At 39.1% G+C, this 18,089-nt stretch carries 18 protein-coding genes; 12 read left to right on the forward strand and 6 right to left on the reverse strand.

Going from position 1 to position 18,089, the window contains the following annotated elements; genetic code table 11:
• Nucleotides 1-212 precede the first annotated feature (212 nt).
• Complete coding sequence (locus AB3G38_RS21220; protein WP_068402936.1) at nucleotides 213-839, forward strand: tetratricopeptide repeat protein; 627 nt, start codon at nucleotides 213-215, stop codon at nucleotides 837-839.
• An 82-nt stretch (nucleotides 840-921) separates the two neighbouring features.
• On the opposite strand, the gene AB3G38_RS21225 is transcribed toward AB3G38_RS21220, so the two are convergent.
• Together AB3G38_RS21225 and gpmI are read right to left on the reverse strand one after the other, a co-directional pair.
• A complete protein-coding gene (locus AB3G38_RS21225) occupies nucleotides 922-1,452 on the reverse strand; it encodes a hypothetical protein (protein WP_367865710.1) in 531 nt (176 codons plus the stop codon).
• Nucleotides 1,452-2,972 carry a 2,3-bisphosphoglycerate-independent phosphoglycerate mutase gene (gene gpmI, locus AB3G38_RS21230; protein WP_367865711.1) on the reverse strand — a complete coding sequence of 507 codons (1,521 nt, stop codon included), beginning with the start codon at nucleotides 2,970-2,972 and terminating at the stop codon, nucleotides 1,452-1,454. Before gpmI ends, AB3G38_RS21225 begins: the two co-directional genes overlap by 1 nt.
• A 226-nt stretch (nucleotides 2,973-3,198) precedes the next feature.
• Here gpmI and AB3G38_RS21235 point away from each other — a divergent pair, with 226 nt between their 5' ends.
• The 4 genes from AB3G38_RS21235 to AB3G38_RS21250 are packed head-to-tail and all read left to right on the forward strand — an operon-like array spanning nucleotide 3,199 to nucleotide 5,977.
• Nucleotides 3,199-3,594: a DUF4783 domain-containing protein gene (locus tag AB3G38_RS21235; protein WP_367865712.1), complete on the forward strand. Its 396-nt coding sequence runs from the start codon at nucleotides 3,199-3,201 to the stop codon at nucleotides 3,592-3,594.
• A 48-nt stretch (nucleotides 3,595-3,642) separates the two neighbouring features.
• Entirely contained in the window at nucleotides 3,643-4,485 is an 843-nt protein-coding gene (nadC, locus tag AB3G38_RS21240) for a carboxylating nicotinate-nucleotide diphosphorylase (RefSeq protein WP_367865713.1), read from the forward strand.
• Nucleotides 4,486-4,488: 3 nt separating this feature from the next.
• Nucleotides 4,489-5,142: a glycerol-3-phosphate 1-O-acyltransferase PlsY gene (gene plsY / locus AB3G38_RS21245; protein WP_111635935.1), complete on the forward strand. Its 654-nt coding sequence runs from the start codon at nucleotides 4,489-4,491 to the stop codon at nucleotides 5,140-5,142.
• A 7-nt stretch (nucleotides 5,143-5,149) separates the two neighbouring features.
• Complete coding sequence (locus AB3G38_RS21250) at nucleotides 5,150-5,977, forward strand: M48 family metallopeptidase (RefSeq protein WP_367865714.1); 828 nt, start codon at nucleotides 5,150-5,152, stop codon at nucleotides 5,975-5,977.
• A gap of 42 nt (nucleotides 5,978-6,019) precedes the next feature.
• Here the strand turns inward: AB3G38_RS21250 and AB3G38_RS21255 are convergent, their stop codons facing one another.
• The 4 genes from AB3G38_RS21255 to AB3G38_RS21270 form a co-directional block, all read right to left on the reverse strand.
• Entirely contained in the window at nucleotides 6,020-7,279 is a 1,260-nt protein-coding gene (locus AB3G38_RS21255) for an anthranilate synthase component I family protein (protein ID WP_367865715.1), read from the reverse strand.
• Between the two features lie 79 nt (nucleotides 7,280-7,358).
• On the reverse strand, nucleotides 7,359-8,636 hold the full coding sequence (locus AB3G38_RS21260) for an adenylosuccinate synthase (RefSeq protein WP_367865716.1): 1,278 nt from the start codon (nucleotides 8,634-8,636) through the stop codon (nucleotides 7,359-7,361).
• A 35-nt stretch (nucleotides 8,637-8,671) separates the two neighbouring features.
• Complete coding sequence (locus AB3G38_RS21265) at nucleotides 8,672-9,160, reverse strand: Fur family transcriptional regulator (protein WP_367865717.1); 489 nt, start codon at nucleotides 9,158-9,160, stop codon at nucleotides 8,672-8,674.
• Nucleotides 9,161-9,302: 142 nt separating this feature from the next.
• Complete coding sequence (locus tag AB3G38_RS21270) at nucleotides 9,303-11,510, reverse strand: bifunctional (p)ppGpp synthetase/guanosine-3',5'-bis(diphosphate) 3'-pyrophosphohydrolase (protein ID WP_367865718.1); 2,208 nt, start codon at nucleotides 11,508-11,510, stop codon at nucleotides 9,303-9,305.
• A gap of 110 nt (nucleotides 11,511-11,620) precedes the next feature.
• Here AB3G38_RS21270 and AB3G38_RS21275 point away from each other — a divergent pair, with 110 nt between their 5' ends.
• The 7 genes from AB3G38_RS21275 (at nucleotide 11,621) to AB3G38_RS21305 (ending at nucleotide 18,009) form a co-directional block, all read left to right on the forward strand.
• Nucleotides 11,621-12,241, forward strand: a complete 621-nt coding sequence (locus AB3G38_RS21275) for a DUF4294 domain-containing protein (protein WP_367865719.1) — start codon at nucleotides 11,621-11,623, stop codon at nucleotides 12,239-12,241.
• Between the two features lie 2 nt (nucleotides 12,242-12,243).
• Nucleotides 12,244-12,741 (forward strand): glutathione peroxidase, encoded by a 498-nt coding sequence (locus tag AB3G38_RS21280; RefSeq protein ID WP_367865720.1) that lies wholly within the window; start codon nucleotides 12,244-12,246, stop codon nucleotides 12,739-12,741.
• A 38-nt stretch (nucleotides 12,742-12,779) separates the two neighbouring features.
• On the forward strand, nucleotides 12,780-13,514 hold the full coding sequence (bshB1, locus tag AB3G38_RS21285; protein WP_367865721.1) for a bacillithiol biosynthesis deacetylase BshB1: 735 nt from the start codon (nucleotides 12,780-12,782) through the stop codon (nucleotides 13,512-13,514).
• 55 nt (nucleotides 13,515-13,569) lie between these two features.
• Nucleotides 13,570-14,931 carry an acyl-CoA dehydrogenase family protein gene (locus AB3G38_RS21290; RefSeq protein ID WP_367865722.1) on the forward strand — a complete coding sequence of 454 codons (1,362 nt, stop codon included), beginning with the start codon at nucleotides 13,570-13,572 and terminating at the stop codon, nucleotides 14,929-14,931.
• A gap of 114 nt (nucleotides 14,932-15,045) precedes the next feature.
• A complete protein-coding gene (locus AB3G38_RS21295; RefSeq protein ID WP_367865723.1) occupies nucleotides 15,046-16,179 on the forward strand; it encodes a redoxin domain-containing protein in 1,134 nt (377 codons plus the stop codon).
• Between the two features lie 175 nt (nucleotides 16,180-16,354).
• Nucleotides 16,355-16,903 (forward strand): RNA polymerase sigma factor, encoded by a 549-nt coding sequence (locus AB3G38_RS21300; protein WP_367865724.1) that lies wholly within the window; start codon nucleotides 16,355-16,357, stop codon nucleotides 16,901-16,903.
• Nucleotides 16,904-16,983: 80 nt separating this feature from the next.
• Nucleotides 16,984-18,009 carry a FecR family protein gene (locus AB3G38_RS21305; RefSeq protein ID WP_367865725.1) on the forward strand — a complete coding sequence of 342 codons (1,026 nt, stop codon included), beginning with the start codon at nucleotides 16,984-16,986 and terminating at the stop codon, nucleotides 18,007-18,009.
• The last annotated feature ends 80 nt before the right edge of the window (nucleotides 18,010-18,089 follow it).

Raw genomic sequence — 18,089 nt, forward strand, 5'->3', positions numbered from 1 at the left:
TATATATTGGTGGGTATAATTTCAACTCCTGTGCCAAACATTGAATATCGGTTTTTATCTGTTAAAAAGTCAGAATATGTAAAATTATTTGACTGGCTTATCATATTTTCACTTTTTGAACGTTTACCCTTTAAATATCAATAAATGATACGTAAATTATGGGTAATAATACCTATCATTTTATATCTTTATTCTTTATTAAATAAAATTTGATGAACTACATTAAAAAAGCGCTTATACTATTTTTGGTTGTTTCTGCCAATGCCGCTTTCGCTCAAAGCGGAAGTTACGATAAATTAGGAATGCAGGCAATGATGAAAGGTGATTATAAAGGGGCTGTTGCTCAGTTAGAAAAAGCCGATTCTAAAACTCCAAATAATCCAAGTGTATTAAAGATGCTGGGATATTCTTATTTTCAATGTGGTAATTTTGAGAGTTCTATTGAAACTTACAGCAGGCTGATCACCGTAAAACCTTCTGACTATTCGGCTTATTACTACAGAGGTAAAGCAAGACAGAATGTAGCAAATGATCCGAAGGAATCTTTGAACCAGATGCGTGATACATTTTATCAGTCAGCGATTAAAGATTTTACCAAAGCAATTGAGATTAACGGAGAAGAAGATACTCAATTGTTGCAAAACAGAGGTTTAGCTTATAAAGATTATGCAATTTATAAATCTTATAAAATCAAGAAACGCGTAGATAAAGATGCTTGTATTGTATTGTTTAACAATTCAGTTGCAGATTTCCAGAAAGTATTAACTGTTCAGCCTTTGCGTAAGGATATTATTTCATTGATAGACTATGTGAAAGCACAGGTTGCAAGTTTGAAATAGAACAAAATATTATCAATAAAAAAAGCCAGAGATTAATCTCTGGCTTTTTTTATTGATAATATTTTTTGAAGATCAACAGATTTTATTTGAATCTTCCTGTAATTGCATAACTTTTTCCATTCAGCAGTTTAATGTTCTGCGTTTTCCTGACCTCATATAAGCTATCAGGAAAGTAAGAAAGCGTATCATTTGAAGTATACAGTGAATTGGTATTGCTGATCAGCAGCTTTATGCCGTAAATCTTACCATTTCTATAGTTTACTACAAGCGATTTTACGGGTACCTTCTCCTTGTCGGAAAGATAAGTTTCTGAATCTTTAGTTTTTTCTGTTGTAAACAATCCCTGCCAGGCAGATTTATTGATGTCAGCATCAGAAAAAGAGGATAATTCTTTTGGCCAGTCTGCAATCTTCAGTTTTTTACGTTCCGAGGCTTTATTCACAATAACGGTTTTATCAATCTCAGGATTTAATGCCGTTAAACGTTTAGCCTCCTTCGCTATATAATCCTTCAGATCGAAATAAGCCAAAGGTGCATGCTTGTTTTTGGGCGCTGTAGAAGTACAGGCCGCAAAAACTAAAATGCTTAAAGAAAGGAATGACAGTTTCTTCATTATATCAATTCATTTCCTGTCATGATCGCAGGCTTTTCAATTCCCATTAACTTCAGGATTGTAGGTGCAACATCACCTAATTTACCATCAGCAATAGTCGTATAATCAGTACCTACTAAAATACAAGGAACCAGGTTAGTGGTATGTGCAGTATTTACAGAACCATCGTTATTCACCATATATTCTGAATTCCCATGATCTGCCAGTATGAGGAAAGAATAGCCATTTTCAAGACCTTTGGTCACAACTTCCTGTGCACAACGGTCTGCAGTTTCCACAGCTTTAACAACAGCTTCAAATACACCAGTATGACCTACCATATCCGGATTTGCGAAATTCAGACAAATGAAATCTGCCCAGCCTGTTTCCAGTTCTTTAGTGATCGCATCGGTAATTCCCTGAGCGCTCATTTCTGGTTGAAGGTCATAAGTCGCTACTTTCGGAGAAGGGATCATAAGTCTCTTTTCGTTTTCGAAGGCCAGTTCTCTGCCGCCAGAGAAAAAGAAGGTTACGTGAGGATATTTTTCTGTTTCCGCAATACGGATCTGGTTTTTATGGTTTTTTTCTAAGATTTCTCCCAGTGTTTCTGTCAGGTCATCCTTAGTGAAAATAACTTTTACACCCTCAAAATTCTCATCATAAGTAGTCATTGTAACATAGTACAATGGTAATTTATGCATCTCAAATTCTGGATAGTCATTCTGAGTCAGGGCAGCAGTAATTTCTCTGCCACGGTCTGTTCTGTAATTGAAACAGATCACTACATCATCAGGCGCAATAACTGCCACCGGCTGATTGTCTGCTCCGGTAACTACGACAGGCTTCACAAATTCGTCAGTAATGCCATCAGCATAAGATTGCTCAATCGCCTTTAAAGGATCTTGCGTATGCAAACCGACCCCTTTAGTCATTACATCATAAGCTTCTTTAACACGTTCCCAGCGTGAATCTCTGTCCATCGCATAGTAACGGCCAATTAAGCTGGCTATTTTACCTGCAGAAGTTTTTAAATGGGCATCCAGTTCTTTAATAAAACCTAACCCTGAATTCGGGTCTGTATCCCTGCCATCTAAAAAGCCATGAATAAAAACATTTTTCAGTCCCTGATCATTTGCTGCATCACATAATCCTTTTAAATGATTGATATGGGCGTGTACACCCCCATCAGATACTAATCCGATAAAATGAACAGCTTTATTGTTTTTCTTCGCATAATCAAAAGCATCAACCAAAGTCTGATTAGTTAGGATAGAGCCATCGCTGATTGCTTTGTTAATTCTTCCCAGTTCCTGGTAAACTACTCTTCCAGCACCAAGATTCATGTGTCCAACTTCAGAATTTCCCATTTGTCCGGCAGGTAAGCCTACGGCCTCACCAGATGCTTCAAGTTTTGAATTCGGGTAGTTTTTCAGTAAAGAATCAAAGAAAGGTGTGTTTGCTGCGTAAGCGGCGTCTGAATTATCTTGTTTTCCGTAACCCCATCCATCAAGAATGAGGAGCATCACTTTTTTATTATTCATTTAAATTGAATTGATATTTCGCTGATAAATAATGTCAAACAAATATAACTCTTATTGATTTTGATGAAGCATCTAATTGTAATTTATACACTCCTTTGATCTTCATCACTGAAATTTACTTCCCGATTGCTGATTTTTTTAATAGCTGAACAGGTATTTGGTTAAAGGTGAATCACTAATATTTAATGGCATAATTTGTGTGCAGAATAATTGTTATCTTTAGAATATGATTAGACCCATGATTTCGACATTGATTTTTTTGACCCAGTTATTCCATCCTGGATTAATTCAAGGAGATATTGTTGATGCTATATCGACTTTATTCAAGTCTGCGAATTCAAAAGAAATCAGTAAAAATTTTTCTCCGTCTGTAGAGCTGACCATAAATGAGGAAGAAGATGTATACACCAAAGCACAGGCTGAACAGATACTCAGAGATTTTTTTACAAAAAATACAGCGGTGAATTCAACAGTTGTACATCTCATCAATACCAATCCTAATTATCGGTTTGGCATCTTGTCGCTGAGTACAAAAAGCGGCAAATTCAGGGTGGCAATTACGCTGAAAAAAACAGCTAACACCTTTTTTATCACCGAATTAAGGATTGAACCTGATAAATAGTAATGCAAATTTAGGTAAAAATGCTATTTTTGATCTAAAATACATGTTTTGGATAAGAAATTAATAGACCTATTTATAAAAAATTCGATCGCCGAAGACCTTGGCGATGGCGATCATACTTCTATGTCTACCATCCCTGCCGGAACAACCGGAAAAGCCAGGCTATTGGTTAAAGAAGATGGTATACTTGCCGGTGTAGAACTTGCAATGGAAATTTTCAAACAGGTAGACTCCACACTTCAGACAGAAGTTTTCTTAAACGATGGAGATGCGGTTAAATACGGAGATACAGCTTTTACAGTAACTGGCAGCTCTCATGCTATTTTACTGGCCGAAAGACTGGTATTGAACTGTATGCAGCGAATGAGCGGAATTGCAACCAAGACTAATCATGTGGTGCAATTGCTTTCACCTTATCATACTCAGATTCTGGATACCAGAAAAACTACTCCCGGATTAAGATACCTGGAAAAATGGGCAGTTAGAATTGGTGGTGGAATAAATCACCGGATTGGTTTATATGATATGATCCTGATCAAGGATAATCACGTGGATTATGCAGGTGGAATTTCTAATGCAATTACAGCCGCAAATCAGTATCTTGCAGCTAACGGTAAAAAACTTGAAATAGAAATTGAAGTAAGAAACCTGGAAGAATTGAGCCAGGTATTGAATACAGGTAAGGTAAATAGGATTATGCTGGATAATTTCAGCTTTGCTGACCTTAAACAGGCTGTTAAATTGATTGATCATCAGTTTACTACAGAAGCGTCTGGTGGGATTACCGAAGAAAATATAACTGAATATGCAGATTGTGGGGTTGATTTTATCTCCATGGGTGCATTGACCCACTCGGTTAAAAGTTTAGACATGAGTTTAAAAGCCTATTAAGGTATGATATCTATCTACTCTATTTCTGCGGTTATTTTAGCCTATCTCTGCGGGTCTATACCTACGGCAGTTTGGATCGGGCAGGCATTTTATGGTATTGATGTAAGAGAATACGGCAGCGGTAATGCTGGTGCAACCAATACTTTTCGTGTGCTGGGTAAAAAAGCGGGTATGGCAGTAATGACCATCGATATTGCGAAAGGATACACTGCGACCAAGCTTGCCTATTTTATAGGGCTATCGGTAACCGGGCCGCATAACTCTTCACAATTTGTTAATTATGAACTCGCATTGGGTGTAACAGCAGTGATGGGACATTTATTCCCTATTTTCGCTGGTTTCAGGGGGGGGAAAGGGGTGGCTACGCTTTTTGGAATGATTTTAGCAGTTAACTTCCCGGCTGCTATGCTTTGTGTTCTTGTTTTTGTGGTCGTGCTGCTGGTTACAAAATATGTATCTCTAAGCTCTATATGTGCAGGATTTACCTTTCCCTTAGGGATTGTTTTTGTGCTGCATTCCACAATTAAGTCTGAAGTTCTGTATGGGATGTGTGTTTGTATCCTGATATTGGTTACACACCAGAAAAACCTGGAACGCTTACTTAAGGGCAAGGAATCTAAAGTGTATCTGTTTAAAAAGAAAACAAATACTAACTAAAAAACCGATGAAGAAATTAACGTTACTGGGTATTGCTGCTGTAGTATCTATGACTTATGCATGCTCTACAGTTCCCTTATCAGGGAGAAACAGAATAAGTTTTGTCAATGAAAGTGAAATGCAGACTGCCGCTGCACAGAGTTACAACACACTTTTAAAAGATCCAAAAACCAAAATATTAAATAATGCTGATGCCCAGAGAGTCAAACAGGTCGGGCAGAAGATTGCGGCAGCAGTAACAAAATATATGAATGCCAATGGTTATGCTGCGCAGATCCAGGGTTTTCGATGGGAATTTAACCTGATTGACAGCAAAGAAGTAAACGCGTGGTGTATGCCAGGTGGTAAAGTTGCTGTATATTCTGGTATTTTACCTGTCACTAGAGATGATGCAGGCCTGGCCACGGTAATGGGACATGAGATTGCACATGCTATTGCACAACACTCTTCGGAACGCGCTTCAAAAGCAGCATTAGCTCAAGGTTTGGGTGGCTTGGTGGGTGCTGCAGCTGGTAGTCAGTCTGAAACTACACAAGCTGCAATCAGCAAGATCTACGGCGTTAGTGCACAAGGATTTTACCTGTTGCCTAATTCAAGAACTCAGGAATTAGAAGCCGATCACTTAGGCCTGATTTTTATGTCTATGGCTGGTTACAATCCTTCAAGTGCAGTTAGTTTCTGGCAGAGAATGGCTGTTGTAAGTCAGAGTTCACAGAAACCACCTGAGTTTTTAAGTACGCACCCTGCTGATGGTACAAGAATCGCACAGATTCAAAGAGATTTGCCTGAAGCACAAAGATATTTTAACTCTCCTACAGGAAAGCCAATCAGATAATCAGAAGAATGCTTTTTCTGAGCAGGTACTATAAAAGGGTCGCTAACACGACCCTTTTAAGGTTTTAATCATTGCTGAAGCTTTCAGCATACATTCTTCGTACTCCGCTTCCGCAGAAGAAGCAAAAGTTATTGCTCCGCCTACCTGGAAAGACAGATATTTTTTTTCCTCATTGTACAGGATGCTGCGGATCACTACATTAAAATCAAAATCCCCTTCAGGATCAAAATATCCAAAAGCACCAGAATAAATTCCTCTTCTGCTATATTCTGTCTCCTCTATCAATTCCATCGCTCTTACTTTCGGAGCGCCGGTCATAGATCCCATTGGAAAAGCATTTTCTATTGCTTCTACCGCATGCAGTTCAGGATTAAGCTGACAGCTTATGGTAGAAATCATCTGATGTACCTGAGGAAAACTGTAGATCCCAAAAAGCTCTTTGACCTTAACTGTTCCTGGTACCGCACTTTTTGTCAGATCATTTCGTACGAGGTCTACAATCATTACATTTTCGGCCTGTTCTTTAATATTGTTTTTTAAATCGATCTTAATCTGTGCATCTTCCAGGGCATCCGGACTCCGTTTAGCAGTCCCTTTAATTGGCTGAGAAGTGAGCTGATTTCCGCGTTTGCATAAAAACCGCTCAGGGCTTGCAGAAAGAATATACTTATGATCTACTTTAAAGAAGCCTGAAAAAGGAGTAGGGGATAGTTCATTTAAATTAAGATATACTTCATAAGGATTGATCACCGCATTTTCTGCAAAGAACTCCTGGCAGAAATTAACTTCATAAATATCACCCCTTGCAATATGATCTCTCAATTCGTTGACTTTGGCCAAATAAGTTGCCCTGTCCATTTTGGGTTCCAGCTGTAAAGCAGGACCAGAATTTATAGCAGGCTGTGTAACTCCATGAATGGTCTCCAGTAAATTCGCAGGCCCCGCCAGTACTTCAATACAGCCATTACTAACTGCAATCAGATATTCCGGTACAAAAAAGAAGAGATCCGGGAAATCAAGTTTGTTCTCTTTGCCGGAAGCCAGCTCCTCTATCTCGTTTTTAAGGTCATAGCTCAACAAACCGAACAACCAGCCCGGGTGGGCCTGGGAAAATGTTTTGAGTGCTTTAAAAGCGTTGCCCGTGGAAGCATTCAGCTGATGTTCAGTTCCTGCAGCAAGCAGAAAATCGTATTTGGAATAAGGATCAGTGTATTCATTTGAATCAAAACAACAGCAAACCCCGAATTGACTGGCCCATTGTAAAGCTTTCTGTTTAAATGAAATTAGTTCCTGGGAATTCATTGTATTAGAAAATTGGTATTCCACACGTTTAAATAAAAAAAGGCGGCACCAGGCCGCCTTTTATATATGAATTAATCTCTTAAGGAAGAATCAAAGTTTGTACTCTGTCCGGACCTACAGAAAGGTATCTTACTGGTACTTCTAATTCTTTTTCTAAGAAAGCGATATAAGAAGCAAGCGGAGCAGGAATCTGATCAACTTCAGTGATTTTAGTAATATCAGTTTTCCATCCTTCAATTTCTTTCAGAACTGGGTTTGGTTTGATCGTGATGATGTCATACGGCATGTAATCAATCGTTTCTCCATTGTGTTCATAATGCGTACAAGCATAGATGGTATCAAATCCACTCAGTACATCAGCTTTGGTCATGACCATTTCAGTCACACCATTCAGCATGATTGCATATTTTAAAGCAGGAAGATCGATCCATCCGCAACGGCGTGGTCTTCCGGTAGTTGCACCAAATTCGTGTCCTACCTGGCGCAGGTTTTCACCTACTTCATCTTCCAGTTCAGTAGGGAACGGGCCGCTTCCTACACGTGTGCAGTAAGCTTTGAAAATTCCGATCACACTTCCGATTTTGTTTGGCGCAATACCTAAACCAGTACAGGCACCAGCGGTAGTTGTATTGGAAGAAGTTACAAAAGGATAAGAACCGAAATCAATATCCAGTAATGTTCCCTGTGCACCTTCAGCAAGCACTTTTTTGCCTTCTTTAAGATAACCGTTTACAAAGTGCTCACTATCTACATGAGGAATAGTTTTAATAAACTCAATAGCCTCGAAGAAAGCAGCTTCTTTTTCTGTCAGGTCATACTCAAAGTTATAATGAGAAAGTAATTCCTTGTGCTTAGTAACCAGTTTGTTATAACGTTCTTTGAAATCAGGCAGGGTGGTATCTCCAACACGTAAACCATTACGTCCGGTTTTATCCATATAAGTCGGGCCAATACCTTTAAGGGTAGAACCGATTTTATCTTTACCCATTTTCTGCTCATTTGCAGCGTCTAAAAACTGGTGAGTAGGAAGAATCAGATGTGCTTTACGTGCGATCACCAGTTTGCCATTGGCAACAGGATCATGACCAGCAGTTTTCAGGTTATCTAATTCTCTTTTTAAAATGATGGGATCGACTACCACACCATTACCAATCAAATTCATGGTGTCTTTGTTGAAAATACCAGATGGAATAGTATTTAAAACAAACTTTTTGCCATCAAACTCTAAGGTGTGGCCGGCATTCGGTCCGCCTTGAAAACGAGCTATCAAATCATATTGCGGACATAATACGTCAACAATTTTTCCTTTGCCCTCATCGCCCCATTGCAGGCCAAGAAGCACGTCTACTTGCGTCATTATTTTAATTTAAGAAAAGATTATAATTGTGTTGTTTAATTTGCGTGTTTAATATCCTCTTTTTGTTTAATGGATGCTTTAGCTGAACAGTCAAAGCAGCTGCCATATAAGTTTAAAGAGTGATGTTTGATTTCGAATTTCAGCAGGTCACCTACCATGCTCTGAATCTGATGGATCCTTGGATCACAGAATTCAACAACTTTACCACAATCAATACAGATGACATGATCATGCTGGTGGTAGCCATACGATTTTTCGAACTGGGCCATGTTTTTCCCAAACTGATGTTTAGTTACCAGATCACAGGAAACAAGTAACTCCAGTGTATTATACACGGTAGCCCTGCTTACTCTGTATTTCTGATTTTTCATATGGATGTAGAGGGTCTCTACATCGAAATGATCATCTCTGGAATAGATTTCTTCTAAGATGGCAAAACGCTCAGGCGTTTTTCTCAGACTTTTATTTTCGAGATAAGCTTCGAATATTTTTCTAACCAACTCGCTGTTATGGTTTGTAGACATAGTTTTAAAACTCCTCTCAAAGGTATCATTTTTTATACAGAACGTGATGAAACTGTTTAAAATTTATCTGTTTATTGCTTCATTTTGACTCATAAGCAATTTAAACAGATAAACTTAAACAGTTTTTATAGCATAATCAATTTTAAGCGTCGAAACGGGTTACACCTGTCACCCCTTTGACTTCCAGAAGATTTTTGATCAGGTTGTCCAGATGCTCTTTATCATTGACAAAGATCATAATCGAACCATCAAAAATACCATTATCAGTGTCCACAGTAATAGAACGCATATTCACCTTAAAATCACCAGAAATTACTTTGGTAATATTGTTAATCAGCCCCACATCATCAATTCCAATAATATGCAGCCCGGTCAGGAAAGTAAGTTCCTGTTGTTTGTTCCATTTCGCTTTAACTACGCGGTAACCATAATTGGCCATCAGCTGTGCAGCATTCGGACAATTAGTGCGGTGTATTTTAATTCCCTCACTAACCGTAACAAAGCCAAATACGTCATCACCAGGAATGGGATTACAACAAGCAGCAAGCGTATAATCAATTTTCTGAAGATCTTCACCAATCAGCAGAATATCAGACTCAGGACCTTTTACTTTACTTAATAAAGCTTCAATCTGCTGTCCGTCGTTGCGTTCAATACCCCTGTTTTCAATTTCCTTTTCACTTGCCAGGTATTCCTTCAGATCTTTCAATTCGATTTTTCCGGTAGCCACAGCAATAAAAAGTTCCTGCGTAGAAGTCAGCTTGAAGAAATAGCTCAGCTTATTCAGGTTATCCGTATTGTAAGTAATCTTTAAAGATTTCAGCTTGCGTTCCAAAGTTTCTTTACCACCTTCAGCAATTTTTCTCTTTTCTTCTTTTAACGAAGATTTGATTTTTGACTTTGCTTTTGCCGTAACGACAATATTCAGCCAGTCTTCTTTCGGAACCTGCTTGCCAGAAGTTATAATCTCTACCTGGTCACCATTTTGCAGTTTATAAGAAAGCGGTACGAGTTTATGGTTCACTTTAGCACCAATACATTTGGCGCCTACATCTGTATGGATTTCAAAAGCAAAATCCAGTGCAGTTGCACCCAGTGGTAATTGTATCAATGCTCCTTTTGGCGTAAAGATGAAGATCTCATCCGAAAAAAGGTTCATTTTGAAATCATCCAGGAAATCCAGTGCGTTTGCTTCGGGATTGTTCAGCATCTCTCTGACTTTCAGGATCCACTGATCCAGCCCATTGTCATTGCTTGATTCTTTATATTTCCAGTGTGCTGCAAAACCTTTCTCTGCAATTTCGTTCATGCGCTGTGTACGGATCTGTACCTCAACCCACTGACCTTTTGGACCCATTACCGTGGTATGCAATGATTCATAGCCATTTCCTTTAGGAGAAGATACCCAGTCGCGTAAACGGTCCGGATTTGGACGGTATAAATCAGTTACGATAGAATAAGCCTTCCAGCAATCAGCTTTCTCATTTTCAGGCGAGCTGTCCAGGATAATCCGGATAGCAAAAAGATCATACACTTCCTCAAAAGGAATGTTTTTCTTTTTCATTTTATTCCAGATCGAATGGATAGACTTTGGCCGGCCATAAATACTAGCCACAAAACCCTGTTCTGCTAATATTTCATTGATCGGATCAACGAAATGTTTAACAAACAGCGTACGTTCTGCCTTTTTCTCATTCAGTTTGGTTGCAATAAATTTATAGGTATCCGGTTCCAGGTATTTCATGGAAAGATCTTCCAGCTCAGACTTTATCGCATACAGACCCAGCCTGTGTGCCAGAGGGGCATACAGGTAAATAGTCTCAGATGCAATCTTTAACTGCTTGTGCCTTGGCATAAAATCCATGGTCCGCATGTTATGCAGACGATCTGCCAGTTTAATTAAAATTACCCTTACATCATCCGCCAGGGTCAGCAGCATTTTCCTGAAGTTCTCGGCCTGCAAAGAGCTGTTATAATCAAAAACACCTGCTATTTTAGTCAGGCCGTCGATGATCTTGGCAGTTTTCTTTCCAAATTCTCTCTCAATATCTTCGAGCGTGATATCTGTATCTTCCACCACATCATGCAATAGTGCGCACACGATAGATGTTGTTCCGAGCCCGATTTCCTCAGCAGCGATTTGAGCCACGGCAATGGGGTGATAAATATAAGGCTCACCAGATTTTCTGCGCATATCTTTATGACTCTCAAGGGCCACATCGAATGCTTTTCTGATTTCTTTTTTATCTCCTTTTTGTAATGTTGGCTTACAGGCACGCAAGAGGGCACGGTACCTCTTCAGGATTTCTTGCTTTTCCGCTTCTAAATCAATCACTAAGGTATTCTTCATTTGTATTATTTTCGTAATAATTATAGCTTGTTAATCGTTTAAGAATATATTAGATTTAGTTATAAACCTAATGTATTAAATTTGCTTTAACTTCGTGGGAGTATAAATTTATGAAATTTTGCAGTTTATTTATTCTGTTATTTGTCATTATTGCCGTAGGTGAACTAAAGGCCCAGGAAAGTTCTGTGCCTGTTAAGTTTCCTGTAAAGGGCAAAAATGATACCATCAGAGTAGCCTCTACGAACGAAGATGGTGAAATGATACCATGGATACCTCTGAATGAGGTAGTTATCTATGGTACCAGGATTTTTAAAACTCCAGCAGACCGTGCTGCCTTTAACAGGCTCCGTTACAATGTACTAAAAGTTATGCCTTATGCCCTTTTTGCAAAAAGAAGGTATGAACAACTGGAACGTGACCTTGCCGTAACTACGGATCGCAAAGAACATAAAAAGCTCGTGAAAGCCTGCGATGCTGAAATCAAAAAAATGTTTAATACAGAGATCAAGGAACTGACCATTACGCAGGGGCAGATCCTCACCAAGTTAATTGACAGGGAAGTAGGCCGTACCACTTATGAAATTGTCAAAGAAACACAAGGAGGTGTAAAAGCCTTTATTTACCAGTCTGTTGCAAGAGTAGTGGGCCATAATTTAAAAAGCACTTATAATCCTGAAGAAGAAAGAGATATAGAATCTATTATTCAGTCTTCAGGTTTTTATCATCAATAAACATGGAAGAAAACCCTCAAAGTATTTACCAGTTTAATGCAAAACTAATCGATGGAAAAGATAAAAAACTAGCAGATTATAAAGGTAAAGTACTTCTGATCGTAAATATTGCTTCGGCCTGTGGGTTTGCCCCTCAGTTGAAAGAACTTCAGGAGCTAAGAGATTCATTAAGCGAGGAAGAGTTTGAAGTTCTCGGATTTCCTTCCAACGATTTTGGCGGACAGGAGCCCCTGGTGGGAACCGCAATCTATGAATTTTGTGAAGTCAACTACGGCGTGAAATTCCCTGTATTTGAAAAAATCATGGTCAGAGGCTCAAAAGCAGATCCAATCTATAAGTTCTTAAGTAATAAAGACCTCAATGGTCATATTAAGTCTACACCAAGGTGGAATTTTCATAAATATCTGATCAATAAAAACGGCGAAGTAGTGGATTACTTTTTTCCGTTTACCAAACCGTTATCTTCCAAGGTCAGAAAGAAAATTCAGCGCCTGCTTTAAAGCGGTGAGCATATGCTCATCAATCATAAAACAAAACAATGAAATTAGATATATTAGTATTAGCTGTACATCCTGATGATGCAGAATTAGGCTGTTCAGGGACAATTTTAAAACATATTGCCCAAGGTAAAAAAGTTGGAATAGTTGATTTTACCAGGGGAGAGCTGGGAACCCGCGGAACAGCTGAAACACGTGATCAGGAAGCTGCTGACTCAGCAAAAATATTAGGCTTGCATGCCCGTGAAAATTTAAGGTTCAAAGACGGTTTTTTTAAAAATGATGAAGCACATCAGCTGGAGGTAATCCGGATGATCCGCAAATACCAACCAGAAATCATTTTGGGCAATGCGATACGTGATCGCCATCCTGACCACGGAAGAGCCGCATCTTTAGCTGGCGATTCTTGTTTTCTGTCTGGTTTGCCTAAAGTGGAGACTATAGATAATGGTGTAGTGCAACAGGCATGGAGACCACGCTTATTCCTTCAGTATATTCAGGATACTTATATCAAGCCCGATGTGATTATAGATATCACGCCCTATATAGAAACAAAGATCAATTCGATTAAAGCTTTTAAAACCCAGTTCCACAGTCCTGAGTTAAATAAAAATCCTGAGCTTGATGGCCCCGCAACTTATATCTCCTCACCAGAATTTTTTGAAAGTGTAATTGCGAGAGCCAGAGAGATGGGAAAACCTATCGGCGCGACTTATGCGGAAGGGTTTACTTCTCCTAAGCTTTTAGGGGTAGATAACCTTTTCGAACTGCGTTAGGGAACAAAATGAGGCTGTCAGCTGTTGTTAGTATAAATCTAACACAGCTTCAATTATGGCCGGTATATTCTCTAAAATAAAAAATGCGTATACACTTTTTCAAAGTATAGATCTCGAAAAACTGGATACACTATCAAAAAAAGTAGATCTTAAAAAGATAGTGGATTCGGTAGCCGGTCTGGATGAAACCCAGCTCTCTGGTTTAATGAAAATGTTGGGTACTCCGCATAAAAAGAAAGAACTTCCGCCTATTAACGGAGATTTCTATCATTTAGGGGATACTGCATTAAACGAAGAAGATCGTGCGCTGCAATTAAAAGTGCGTGCATTTTTAGAGAAAGAAGTTAAACCTCTGGTCAATGAATACTGGCTGAAAGCGGAGTTCCCATTTGAACTGATCCCTAAGATTGCAGAACTGAACATTTGCGGGCTTACCTATCAGGGATATGGCTGCCCCGGTAAATCAAATGTAATGGAAGGCATGCTGGCGATGGAAATGGCCAGAATTGATACTTCCATGTCCACCTTTTTTGGTGTTCAAAGTGGTTTGGCAATGGGGTCCATTTATCTGTTAGGTTCAGAAGCTCAAAAGCAGGAATGGCTGCCGGATATGCAAAAGATGAAAATCATTGGTGCTTTTGGTTTAACAGAACCTGAAGTTGGCTCTGCGGCTGCGGGTGGCCTCACTACAACAGCTAAAAGACAAGGCAGTAAATGGATCCTGAATGGTCAGAAAAAATGGATAGGTAATTCAACGTTTTCAGACGTAACGATTATCTGGGCAAGAGATGTGGATGACAATCAGGTTAAAGGATTTTTGGTCAGGAAAGGCAATAAAGGTTTTGCTGTAGAGAAAATGCAGGACAAAATGGCCTTAAGAATTGTACAGAACGGCTTGATTACGCTGACTAATTGCGAAGTGGACGAACAAGACCGTTTACAAAACGCCAATTCTTTTAAAGATACTGCTAAGGTACTAAGGATGACCCGTGCGGGAGTAGCGTGGCAAGCAGTAGGTTGTGCCCGCGGCGCCTATGAAAGTGCATTGGCTTATACCAGAACCCGTAAGCAATTTGGTAAACCCATTGCCTCTTTCCAGCTGATCCAGAATCACCTTGTAGAAATGTTATCTAATCTGACAGCGATGCAAACTTTATGTTTCCGTTTATCTCAATTACAGGATCAGGGATTATTAACTGATGAACATGCTTCATTAGCTAAAGTATTTTGTTCTTTGCGAACCCGCGATGTCGTGAGCAGGGCGAGAGAAGTAATGGGTGGTAACGGGATTCTGCTTGAATATGATGTGGCCCGTTTTGTGGCCGACGCAGAAGCCATTTATTCTTATGAAGGAACTAAAGAAATAAACTCCTTAATTGTTGGTCGTGCGATTACAGGGTTTTCTGCCTTTGTTTAATTAATATATACATTAAACAGAAATAGTTCGTTATATTTTGGTTACATGCAATTTCCTCCAAAATATTACCTTAATTTTGGATATACAGTAAATAAAACAATTAAAAATATATAAATGAAAAAATTAGTGCTGTCACTATTAATGACTACCCCGGCTTTCGTGTTTGCACAGCAGGGAGATTTCACCTTAAACGGAAAAATTGGTGCACTGGATGCTCCGGCAAAAGTATACCTGAGCTATAGAAGCGGAGAAAGTGCAGTAATGGACTCGGCAGTAGTTAACAAAGGTGCATTTGTATTTAAAGGAAAAGTGGCCGGACCGACTATGGCAAGAGTGCTTGTTGCGCATAAAGGTGAAAGTTTAAAAGAACTGGGAAGATCGGCAGACAATGCTGTTGTTTACCTGGAGCCGGCAACCATTACCCTGACCGCTAAAGACTCAGTGAAAACAGTCGTTGTGACGGGTTCAAAACTAAATGACGAGAATGCGCGCTATACGAAAATTATCGCTGCACCCCTTGCTGTTTTAAATGCTATAAATAAGGAATACGGTGATGCTTCTGAAGAAAAGCAGAAAGATGAAGCATTCAGAAAATCATTAGAAACCAGATATGATAAAGCAGAAGGTGAAATGAAAGCACTTCAGTCAACTTTTATTAAAGCTAACCCTGATTCTTACTTCAGTCTGCTGGCTTTGCGTGAAATAGCAGGACAAAGTATCAATGTTGCAGAAATTGAGCCAGCTTATAAAGGTCTTTCTGAAAAAATACGTACTACTGAAGCAGGAGTTGAATTCGCAAAAGCTATTGATGTTGCCCGTTCAACCTCGGTAGGAGTAATGGCACCTGATTTTACTCAGAATGACGTTAATGATAAACCAGTTAAATTATCAAGTTTCCGTGGTAAATATGTCCTGATTGATTTCTGGGCTTCCTGGTGCGGACCATGCAGAGCGGAGAACCCTAACGTGGTTGCTGCTTACCATAAATTCAAAGACAAAAAATTCACCGTCCTTGGTGTATCTTTAGATCAGCCGGGTAAAAAAGATGCCTGGTTAGCTGCAATTAAGAAAGATGGTTTAGTCTGGACACAGGTTTCTGACCTTAAATTCTGGAATAACGAAGCAGCAGCACTTTATGGTGTAAGAGGAATTCCTCAAAACTTCTTAATTGATCCGGCGGGTAAAATTGTTGCAACTAACTTAAGAGGAGAGGAATTGCAGGCTAAACTTGCAGAGCTCCTGAAATAGATACAGCAAAGAACTGTTTGCTCAGTTTTTTCTGATGATAAAAAGCACTAAGTCCTTCAAAGGGCTTAGTGCTTTTTTTTTGCTCCGGCTTTCAGGTCGGGTTAAATTGTTTTTTCTGATAGAATTAATACTATATTTAGGTACAGCTAACATTGACCAGTTAGTTTTGCAGAACATGTTGAATTATACTCAGAATATAAAAGAGGGTGACCATATATCTTTTGAGATAGTTTTTAAACTATGGCATAAAAAAGTCTACGCTTATTTTTTTAAAAAGACAGCTTCCGGAGATCAGGCGAAGGAGCTTACCCAAATGACTTTTATTAAGCTCTGGAACTTTAAGCACACCCTGTCCGATGAACATTCATTCGATCTTCAGCTGTTCAAAATCGCAAAAACTACTTTACTGGATTACTTTAGAAAACTGGCTAACGAGGAACGTAATCTGAAGCTTTTTTACCATAAAGCAACTGAAGAAATCGTGGAGCATGATCAGAGTTTTGAAACTAAACAACAACTGGATCTGGTCTTAAATGTTCTGCCGCCGACACGTAAAAAGGTTTTTGTGTTAAACAGACTCCATGGCTACTCTTATAAGGAGATTGCTGAACAGCTCTCCATCTCACCCAGAACGGTAGAAAAACACATCTCACTGGCCATAAAACAACTTCATGGTTATTCCTCAATCCCCGCACTCATTTTCCTGATCAGGTTCTTTCAATAGGAAACTAAAGGGATCTGAAGAAATTAAAATTTATTTTTCAGGCATTACGGGTTTTGCTCAAATCAAATCGTACTAGTATTATGAATATGTCAGATGAGCTGCTGAATAAGTATTTTAAAGGAACTTGTACACCAGAGGAAAAAATCGTGGTGACACAGTATCTGAATGAAACCGATGATTTACCAGCAGACGTATTCAATAAAGACGAATGGGATGAAATTCCGGATGCGATTATCTCTGAGGCAGAAACATTCCAGATGTTTGAGGCTGTAAAACAACAAACTATTGCTAAAGTACGCCCGTTAAGCTGGCTAAAAATTACCGCTGCTGCTGCAACTGTACTAACTGTGCTGAGTATTGGGCTTTTGAGTTTGAACCGGAATCAGCCAAAGCCTGATTTGGCTGGTCAGAAAAACCTCCGGGCCGAAATCAAGCAGGTTGTCCATTGGAAATCTGTCGTGAATTACACCGAACAAGGTCAATTGCTAACCTTACCGGATAATTCTACCGTAAAACTATATCCGGGAGGTGAATTAAGATATACCATTCCTTTTGTTGCGCATAACAGGGAAATCTATTTGAAGGGAAAAGGTTTTTTCCAGGTCACAAAGGATAAAAAACACCCTTTCATAGTTTATGCAAAGGATGTCTCAACCACTGCTTTAGGAACTTCTTTTACGATTACTGCTTTAGAGAAAAACAAATTAGTTAAAGTACAGTTGCATACCGGAAAAGTGTGGGTCAAAAGCGTGGATTCTACGAAGCATATCAAACCATTCAATGAAATTTTAAAGCCAGGAGAGGAGCTGGTCTATAATACCTTACTCAATAAAGTAAAGCTTATGGATGCTAAGCTACCTGCGCTTAAGCAAAAAGACAGTCCGGCCATATTAAACTTCACACAGGCTCCTTTAGCTGATGTTTTTGCCAGTCTGGAGCAGCACTACCAGGTTAAGATTATTTATAACCCGGCCGACGTCGCGGAAATGTCTTTCACAGGCAGTTTGAAATTAACCCAACCCATAGCAATCATACTGGAAGAAATAACCCAACTAAATAAATTAAGTCAAATCAAAACAACCAAAGGTTATCTGATCAGCAAGTAAATCAAATCAATATCATTCATTAAATAACTCGCTGAATAAGCGTGAATGGAATCTTTTTGCCGAAAAACAAACCACCAAAA

Origin of the sequence: Pedobacter sp. WC2423 (assembly GCF_040822065.1) — a bacterium.
GTDB lineage: Bacteria > Bacteroidota > Bacteroidia > Sphingobacteriales > Sphingobacteriaceae > Pedobacter.

Bases quoted from the DNA above. Each gene is read 5' to 3' on its own strand.
- AB3G38_RS21260 (WP_367865716.1), bottom strand. From the start codon at position 8,636: ATGACGCAAGTAGACGTGCTTCTTGGCCTGCAATGGGGCGATGAGGGC.
- AB3G38_RS21265 (WP_367865717.1), bottom strand. From the start codon at position 9,160: ATGTCTACAAACCATAACAGCGAGTTGGTTAGAAAAATATTCGAAGCT.
- AB3G38_RS21290 (WP_367865722.1), top strand. From the start codon at position 13,570: ATGGCCGGTATATTCTCTAAAATAAAAAATGCGTATACACTTTTTCAA.
- AB3G38_RS21275 (WP_367865719.1), top strand. From the start codon at position 11,621: ATGAAATTTTGCAGTTTATTTATTCTGTTATTTGTCATTATTGCCGTA.
- AB3G38_RS21235 (WP_367865712.1), top strand. From the start codon at position 3,199: ATGATTAGACCCATGATTTCGACATTGATTTTTTTGACCCAGTTATTC.
- bshB1 (WP_367865721.1), top strand. From the start codon at position 12,780: ATGAAATTAGATATATTAGTATTAGCTGTACATCCTGATGATGCAGAA.
- AB3G38_RS21300 (WP_367865724.1), top strand. From the start codon at position 16,355: ATGTTGAATTATACTCAGAATATAAAAGAGGGTGACCATATATCTTTT.
- plsY (WP_111635935.1), top strand. From the start codon at position 4,489: ATGATATCTATCTACTCTATTTCTGCGGTTATTTTAGCCTATCTCTGC.
- AB3G38_RS21220 (WP_068402936.1), top strand. From the start codon at position 213: ATGAACTACATTAAAAAAGCGCTTATACTATTTTTGGTTGTTTCTGCC.
- AB3G38_RS21305 (WP_367865725.1), top strand. From the start codon at position 16,984: ATGAATATGTCAGATGAGCTGCTGAATAAGTATTTTAAAGGAACTTGT.
- AB3G38_RS21270 (WP_367865718.1), bottom strand. From the start codon at position 11,510: ATGAAGAATACCTTAGTGATTGATTTAGAAGCGGAAAAGCAAGAAATC.
- AB3G38_RS21255 (WP_367865715.1), bottom strand. From the start codon at position 7,279: ATGAATTCCCAGGAACTAATTTCATTTAAACAGAAAGCTTTACAATGG.
- AB3G38_RS21280 (WP_367865720.1), top strand. From the start codon at position 12,244: ATGGAAGAAAACCCTCAAAGTATTTACCAGTTTAATGCAAAACTAATC.
- gpmI (WP_367865711.1), bottom strand. From the start codon at position 2,972: ATGAATAATAAAAAAGTGATGCTCCTCATTCTTGATGGATGGGGTTAC.
- AB3G38_RS21295 (WP_367865723.1), top strand. From the start codon at position 15,046: ATGAAAAAATTAGTGCTGTCACTATTAATGACTACCCCGGCTTTCGTG.
- AB3G38_RS21225 (WP_367865710.1), bottom strand. From the start codon at position 1,452: ATGAAGAAACTGTCATTCCTTTCTTTAAGCATTTTAGTTTTTGCGGCC.
- AB3G38_RS21250 (WP_367865714.1), top strand. From the start codon at position 5,150: ATGAAGAAATTAACGTTACTGGGTATTGCTGCTGTAGTATCTATGACT.